Genomic DNA, 6,213 nt, shown 5'->3' with positions numbered 1-6,213 from the left:
CGAACTTCGGTGGTCATCTTCGCTCCCCCGGATCAGTACGCGAGCGCGCGGTCGACGGCGTCCGGGCCGAGCACCGCGGCCCGCCCGCCGGGGGCGTGCAGGCCGACCCGGTCCAGGCCGGCCACGCTCTCCTGCGCCGTCAGCACGCCGCCCAGCCGGTCGGCGACGAAGCCCAGGCCGCGCAGCCGCCCGGCGGGGTCGCGGATCCGCAACAGGTACCGCCCCGGATCGCCCTCCGGAAACCCCGGCATCTCGTGCCCCCTCGGCCGTCGCTCGCTCGCCGCCGGGAGCCTGCCCGCCGGGGCGGCGGCCCGACCGCGCCCGCGCCGCTCACCACCGGCGTTCGCTCCGCGCGCTCCCCCCTGCGGGTGAAGGCGCGCCGGGAACGGCGGAGCCCCCGTCGGGGTGACTCCCGACGGGGGCCCGGAACGGCGGCGGGGCCGTCAGCCGACGAACACCGCGACCGGCTTCGCCTGCCCGCCCTGCTCCTCGACCAGGGCGAGGAAGCGCCCGTCCGGCCCGAACACCGCGATCGGCCCGTCCACGCCCATCCCGGGCGCCTTCAGCCGGGCGCCGTGCGACAGCTTCTGCGCCGAGGCCTCGTCCAGGTCCCAGCGCGGGAAGGCGGCCGCCGCGGCCGCCGCGATCGGCAGCACCTCCAGCCCCTTGGCCGCCTCGCCGGTGACCTCGGCCTCCAGCTGCTCCAGGGTGCGCGCCGACTCCACCCCGTACGGCCCGACCTTGGTGCGCCGCAGCGCCGTCAGGTGCCCGCCGACGCCCAGCCCGGCGCCCAGGTCCCGGGCCAGCGCCCGGATGTAGGTGCCGGAGGAGCACTCGACGGTGACGTCCAGGTCGATCACCGGCGTGCCGTCCTCGGCGACCGCCGCGCGCTGCCCGTGCACGGTGAAGGAGTGGATCGTGGTCGGCCGGGCCGCTAGCTCGAACTCCTCGCCCTCGCGCACCCGCGCGTACGAGCGCTTGCCGTCGATCTTGATCGCGCTGACCTTCGACGGCACCTGCATGATCTCGCCGGTGAGCGCCGCGATCCCGGCGTCGATCGCCTCCCGGGTGACGGCGTCGGCCGGGGCCGAGGAGGTGACCTCGCCCTCCCGGTCGTCGGTCACGGTGGTCTGGCCGAGCCGGATGGTCGCCTCGTAGGTCTTGGCGGTGAGCATCAGGTGGCCGAGCAGCCGGGTGGCCCGCTCGACGCCGATCACCAGCACGCCGGTGGCCATCGGGTCCAGGGTGCCGGCGTGCCCGACCTTCCGGGTCCCGGCCAGCCACCGCAGCTTGGCGACGACCCCGTGCGAGGTGATGCCCTCGGGCTTGTCGACGATCACCAGGCCGTCCGGGCCGGTGCCTTTGCGCTTCATCGGGTTCTTTCTCTCAACAACATCAGCAGAGGTGATCAACGTACCGGCCGCAGGGCGTCCCGGAACCGCTCGACCACCGCGGCCACGTCCTCCCGGACGCTGAATCCGGCCGCGAAGACGTGCCCCCCGCCGCCCAGTTCGGCGCAGGCCGCGGCGACGTCCACCGCGCCCTTGGACCGCGAGGAGCCGCGCAGGGTGCCGTCCGGGTCCTGCTTGAGCACCAGCGCCACCTCGGCCTCGGCCGGGCGGCGCAGCACGTCGATCAGTCCCTCGATCTCCTCGACGGTGACGCTGAACAGCGCGAGGTCCTGGTACGGCACCCAGGTCCACACCAGGCCCAGGCCGCCGGCCGCGTCCGGCTCGTAGACGGCCCGGTCGAGCGCGCCCGCGAGCACCTTGAGGTAGCCGAAGGAGGAGGTGTCCCACAGCTGCCGGGAGATCAGGTCGTGCCGGATGCCGGTGGCCAGCAGCCGACCGGCCAGCTCGTGGGTGGCGGGCGTGGTGGCCCGGTACTTGAACGAACCGGTGTCGGTGGCGACACCGGTGTAGAGGCAGGTGGCCAGCTCCTGGTCGAGCTCGACGCCGAGCCGGCGCAGCAGTTCGTCGACCAGCACGGCGGTGGCCGGCGCGGTCGGGTCGATCAGCTGGTGGGTGCCGAAGCCCGGGTTGGAGGCGTGGTGGTCGAACACCACCAGGACGGGCGCGGCGAAGGCCTTGTCGTGCAGCAGGCCGAGCCGGCTCTCCGCGGCCACGTCGAAGCAGAGCACCAGCTCGGGCACGTCCGGCACCTCGGCGGCCGGCACGATCAGCTCCTGGCCGGGCAGGAACGTCAGCGACTCGGGCACGACCTGCGGGTCGTCGCCGAAGGAGACCCGCACCTGCTTGCCGAGCGCGCGCAGCGCCAGCGCGGCCGCCAGCGAGGAGCCCAGCGCGTCGCCGTCCGGGCAGATGTGGCAGATCAGGTCGATCGAACGGGCCCGCCCGATCTCCGCCACTACCTGCTGCCAGACCAGCTCGAACCCGCTCTCCTCGCTGCGCGGGCCCGGGAGCGCCGCGAGGGCGTCCTCCACCGTGCTGGTGGAGGACGCCCCCGTGGTCGATCCGGCTCGCGAGGCGGCCCGGGCCGGCTCACCCGCCATGACTACTCGTCCTCGTCGTCACGCTCGGACGCCGGAACCCGGTACGGGTCCGCGTCGCCGGCGTAGCTCGCCCCCGCGGCCTGGGTACGCACGGCGGCGTCCGAGGTGCGGGCCCGGTCGAGCAGGTCGTCGATGTTCCGGGCGTTGTCCGGCAGCGCGTCCGCGACGAAGGTCAGCGTCGGGGTGAAGCGCACCCCGATCTTGCCGACCTCGGAGCGGATCACGCCCTTCGCGCTCTCCAGCGCGGCCGCGGTGGCCTCGCGCTCGGTCTCGTCACCGAAGACGGTGTAGAAGACGGTGGCCTCGCGCAGGTCTCCGGTCACCCGGGTGTCGGTGATGGTCACGAACCCCAGGCGGGGGTCCTTGATCCGCCGCTCCAGGGTCTGGGCGACGACCACCTGGATGCGGTCGGCGAGCTTGCGCGCCCTTGCGGTGTCGGTCACGTTGCCTCCTCGTGCAGTGGGCCCGGTACCCGGGCGAGCTGCGCACCCGTCGGGGCCCACGCCCCAAAGTACCGGCCCGCGCCCGGCCTTGCGGGCGCTCTCGGTCCTGATCCGTGTGAGAACGGCGACTTCCGTCGGCCGGCTCCACGGTCCTCATTCGTCGTCGTCGTTGTGGTAGCGCCTCCTCGCGGAGAGGAGCTGCACCTCGGGGCGGCCGGCGACCAACCGCTCACAGCTGTCCAGGACCTCGGTGACGTACCCGGCTTCGCCGGAGACCACCGCGAGGCCGATCTCGGCCCGGCGGTGCAGGTCCTGGTTCCCGGTCTCGGCAGCGCACACGCTGTACTTGCGCTGCAGTTCGGCCACGATGGGCCGCACGATCGAACGCTTCTCCTTGAGCGAGTGGACGTCGCCCAGCAGCAGGTCGAAGGTGAGTGTTCCCACGAACATGTATGACAGGTCTCGCCGACCTGGAAGGCCTCGGGGACGGGCGGCCCGGAACCGGACCGCCGTACGTACGAGGACCCTACACAGCGAGACCGGGGCCGGTCGACGGAAATACCACCCGTCGACCGGCCCCGGCTGACACCGACTAGGCGCGCGGCTTCTCGCGCATCTCGTAGGTCTCGATGATGTCGTCGACCTTGATGTCGTTGAACGACCCCAGGGTGACACCGGCCTCGAAGCCCTCGCGGACCTCGGTCGCGTCGTCCTTGAAGCGGCGCAGACCCTCGATGGAGAGGTTCTCCGCCACGACCTTGCCGTCGCGCAGCAGGCGGGCCTTGGCGTTGCGGCGGATGATGCCGTCGCGGACCAGGACACCGGCGATGTTGCCGAACTTGGAGGAGCGGAAGACCTCGCGGATCTCCGCGGCGCCGAGGCGCACCTCCTCGTACTCCGGCTTGAGCATGCCCTTGAGGGCGTTCTCGATCTCCTCGATCGCCTGGTAGATGACCGAGTAGTACCGGACGTCCACGCCTTCCTTCTCGGCCGCGGTGCGCGCACGGCCTTCGGCGCGCACGTTGAAGCCGATGATGATGGCGTCCGAGCCCATCGCCAGGTCCACGTCGGACTCGGTGATGGCACCCACACCGCGGTGCAGGACCCGGAGCTCGACCTCCTCGCCCACGTCCAGCTTGACGAGGGCGTCCTCGAGGGCCTCGACCGAACCGGAGACGTCACCCTTGATGATGAGGTTGAGCTGCTCGATGGAGCCGGCGGCGATGGCCTTGTCCAGGTCCTCCAGGGACACCCGGACCCGACGCTGCGCGAAGGCGGCGTTGCGGTCGCGGGCCGAGCGCTTCTCGGCGATCTGACGGGCGGTGCGGTCCTCGTCGACGACGATGAAGCTGTCGCCGGCGCGGGGCACCGAGGTCAGACCGAGCAGCAGCACCGGACGGGACGGGCCGGCCTCGGAGAGGTTGTTGCCGTTCTCGTCCAGCATCGCGCGGACGCGGCCGTAGGCGTCGCCCACGACGATCGAGTCGCCGACGCGGAGGGTACCGCGCTGCACGAGCACGGTCGCCATGGCGCCGCGGCCCTTGTCCAGGTGCGCCTCGATGGCGATACCCTGCGCGTCCTGCTCGGGGTTGGCCCGCAGGTCCAGCGAGGCGTCCGCGGTCAGGACCACGGCCTCCAGCAGCTGGTCGATGTGCAGGCCCTGGCGCGCGGAGATGTCGACGAACATGGTGTCGCCGCCGTACTCCTCGGCCACCAGGCCGAACTCGGTCAGCTGACCGCGGACCTTGGTCGGGTCGGCGCCCTCGACGTCGATCTTGTTGACGGCGACCACGATCGGCACACCGGCGGCCTTGGCGTGGTTCAGCGCCTCGACCGTCTGCGGCATGACACCGTCGTTGGCCGCGACCACCAGGATCGCGATGTCGGTGGACTTGGCACCACGGGCACGCATGGCGGAGAACGCCTCGTGACCCGGGGTGTCGAGGAAGGTGATCGGACGCTGCTCGCCGTTCACCTCGGTGACGACCTGGTAGGCACCGATGTGCTGGGTGATGCCACCGGCCTCGCCGGCCACCACGTTGGACTTGCGGATGGCGTCCAGCAGGCGGGTCTTACCGTGGTCGACGTGACCCATGACGGTGACGACCGGCGGGCGCGGGGCCAGCTGGTCCTCGTCGCCCTCGTCGGCGCCGAAGTCGATGTCGAACGACTCCAGCAGCTCGCGGTCCTCGTCGTCCCGGCTGACGATCTCCAGCTGGAAGCCCATCTCGCCGGCCAGCAGCTCGAGGGTCGCGTCGGAGACCGACTGGGTCGCGGTGACCATCTCACCGAGGTTGAACATGACGGAGACGAGCGCGGCCGGGTTGGCGTTGATCTTCTCCGCGAAGTCCATCAGCGAGGCGCCGCTCGACAGGCGAACGGTCTGGCCGTTGCCGCGAGGCAGCATCACACCGCCGACGGACGGGGCCTGCATGGCCTCGTACTCCTGGCGCTTCGCCCGCTTCGACTTGCGGCCGCGCGCCGGGCGACCGCCCGGGCCACGACCGAAGGCGCCCTGCGTGCCACCACGGGCACCCGGGCCGCCGGGACGGCCGCCGAAGCCGCCGGGACGCGGGCCGAAGCCACCGCCGCCGCCCGGGGCACCGCCACCGGGACGCGGACCGCCGAAGCCGCCGCCACCGGCCGGACGCGAGCCCGGACCGGCCGGACGACCCTGGAAGCCCGGACGGGCGCCACCGGCACCCGGACCACCCGGACGGCCGCCGGGGCCACCCGGACCACGGCCACCCGGACCCGGACGCGGGCCGGCCGGACGCTGCGGCATCATGCCCGGGTTCGGGCGCGGCATGCCGGACGGGGTCGGGCCACCGGGACGCGGCGCGGCCGGACGCGGCATGCCGTCGGGACGCGGAGCGCCACCCGGACGGGGAGCACCGGCACCCGGGGCACCCGGACGCGGAGCGCCACCGGGACGCGGGGCACCGGCACCGGGAGCACCGGCGGGACGCGGACGGTCGCCGCCCGGACGCGGGGCACCGGCACCCGGGGCACCGGCCGGACGCGGACGGTCGCCACCGGGACGCGGAGCGCCGCCGCCCTGGGCACCGGCCGGACGCGGACGGTCGCCGCCCTGACCGCCCTGACGGCGGTCGCCGGGGCGGCCCATGCCGGTCGCGCTGCCCGAGGTGAACGGGTTGTTGCCCGGACGCGGGCCGGCCGGACGCGGGCCCGGACGGGCGCCGCCGGAGGCCTGGCCACTCGGGCGCGGGGCCTGGGTGGACGGACGCGGGGCGTCAC

General features: G+C 73.5%; 6 protein-coding genes. All 6 read right to left on the bottom strand.

Annotated features, from left to right (window positions below):
* Positions 1 to 32 precede the first annotated feature (32 nt).
* A complete protein-coding gene (locus ABZW03_RS35735) occupies positions 33 to 251 on the bottom strand; it encodes a hypothetical protein (protein WP_355268055.1) in 219 nt (72 codons plus the stop codon).
* Positions 252 to 443: 192 nt separating this feature from the next.
* Positions 444 to 1,373 (bottom strand): tRNA pseudouridine(55) synthase TruB, encoded by a 930-nt coding sequence (gene truB / locus ABZW03_RS35730; protein WP_355268052.1) that lies wholly within the window; start codon positions 1,371 to 1,373, stop codon positions 444 to 446.
* A 35-nt stretch (positions 1,374 to 1,408) separates the two neighbouring features.
* A complete protein-coding gene (locus ABZW03_RS35725) occupies positions 1,409 to 2,512 on the bottom strand; it encodes a DHH family phosphoesterase (protein WP_355268049.1) in 1,104 nt (367 codons plus the stop codon).
* A gap of 2 nt (positions 2,513 to 2,514) precedes the next feature.
* Positions 2,515 to 2,955, bottom strand: a complete 441-nt coding sequence (gene rbfA, locus ABZW03_RS35720; protein WP_207812580.1) for a 30S ribosome-binding factor RbfA — start codon at positions 2,953 to 2,955, stop codon at positions 2,515 to 2,517.
* Positions 2,956 to 3,108: 153 nt separating this feature from the next.
* Positions 3,109 to 3,405, bottom strand: coding sequence for a DUF503 domain-containing protein (locus tag ABZW03_RS35715; RefSeq protein ID WP_030289887.1), 297 nt, complete (start codon positions 3,403 to 3,405; stop codon positions 3,109 to 3,111).
* A 142-nt stretch (positions 3,406 to 3,547) separates the two neighbouring features.
* Positions 3,548 to 6,213, bottom strand: a 2,666-nt coding sequence (gene infB / locus ABZW03_RS35710; protein ID WP_355268045.1) for a translation initiation factor IF-2, incomplete at its 5' end; no start/stop codon positions are given.

It is taken from the genome of Kitasatospora sp. NPDC004799 (genome assembly GCF_040609095.1).
Taxonomy (GTDB): Bacteria; Actinomycetota; Actinomycetes; order Streptomycetales; family Streptomycetaceae; genus Kitasatospora.
This window is presented reverse-complemented; position numbering and strand designations above follow the sequence as displayed.

Coding starts and splice junctions, on each gene's coding strand:
- ABZW03_RS35725 (WP_355268049.1), bottom strand. CDS start 2,512: ATGGCGGGTGAGCCGGCCCGGGCCGCCTCGCGAGCCGGATCGACCACG.
- ABZW03_RS35715 (WP_030289887.1), bottom strand. CDS start 3,405: ATGTTCGTGGGAACACTCACCTTCGACCTGCTGCTGGGCGACGTCCAC.
- truB (WP_355268052.1), bottom strand. CDS start 1,373: ATGAAGCGCAAAGGCACCGGCCCGGACGGCCTGGTGATCGTCGACAAG.
- ABZW03_RS35735 (WP_355268055.1), bottom strand. CDS start 251: ATGCCGGGGTTTCCGGAGGGCGATCCGGGGCGGTACCTGTTGCGGATC.